Annotated in this window: 2 protein-coding genes; one reads left to right on the plus strand and one right to left on the minus strand. The window is 36.8% G+C overall.

From position 1 onward, the window contains the following. Positions 1-181 (plus strand): nucleotidyltransferase domain-containing protein (locus DLK05_RS16495; RefSeq protein ID WP_369073581.1); only part of this gene is annotated, 181 nt, incomplete at its 5' end. Positions 182-339: 158 nt separating this feature from the next. Here the strand turns inward: DLK05_RS16495 and DLK05_RS16500 are convergent. Continuing rightward, positions 340-1,027: Abi family protein (locus DLK05_RS16500; RefSeq protein WP_209319935.1), on the minus strand; the 688-nt coding region annotated here is incomplete at its 5' end.

The raw sequence follows: 1,027 nt of genomic DNA on the forward strand, positions 1-1,027 counted from the left end.
GCCAGTCCGTTGTAACAGCTGGGAGGCGATCATCTGGGATTACTTTTACTATGCCGATGAAGTACCACCAGTGGACTGGCCTACAAAGCACATAGAGTCCTACAGGTTCGCATGCACCTCACTCGGGGCGGAAAAGGTTGAGGTCTTGCGTGCCGCTTTCAGGTCGCGATATGCGGCCTAACAATTCGTCCAAGCCGACGCCGCTTTGCGGCGCGGCTTAACTCAGGTGTTAGGAAACACTGCTACCGTTATCGGATTTACTGCTTTACTACTAACCTTGTTAATTCAACATTTGCAAAATAGTCTGACCTTTCGATTGTTTGGGGTGAAATTCTTATCTTAAAAATCTAAATATTCTTTTAGATCTAATGCAGATTGCTCGATAAAATCGTATGTATTAATACAACGACAGTAAATAAATTTTGTTAAAACCTCTAAATCATTTTCTAGATTACGGTTAAAAATAATCGGTTCATGATGAGCAATCCTGTTTCTTAATTCACGTAATTGATCTGTCCAATCGTAAAAAATTTGCCTGTTTTCAACTGTTGCATTAGGAAAAATAGAATTAAAACATCCCTGCCAAATACGTTCTTCATAATTAGCCATAAGCATCTTTTGCCAGAATACAAATTTAAGCTCAGGGATCATTTTACTAGGCGAATCTGGGAACTTCTCTTTAGCACTATCAAACATACTTTTAGGGCTATACCTCCCTCTACGGCTAAGGCTTCGAATAAAAGCTTCATTTTCATGCCAACTATTTGTTTCATTACACCTAAAAGATATTTCTATTGCCTGAACAACAGCATTTCTCAGAACAACTTCAAAATAATTTAATAAGTAAAAAAACTTATTGGAAATTATTAAATTACGTTCATAAAGCATCAATACATCAGATTTTTCATATGGTTCACCTTTATCTTTATAGAAATTTTCATACTTAGATAAGCGTGGTATAGATAAAGCCTGCTCTATCTTAAGCACTGCATCATTTGACAATTCCACCGTATATACCCTAATATAT

This window comes from Ancylomarina longa (assembly GCF_003996985.1).
Taxonomy (GTDB): Bacteria; Bacteroidota; Bacteroidia; order Bacteroidales; family Marinifilaceae; genus Ancylomarina_A; species Ancylomarina_A longa.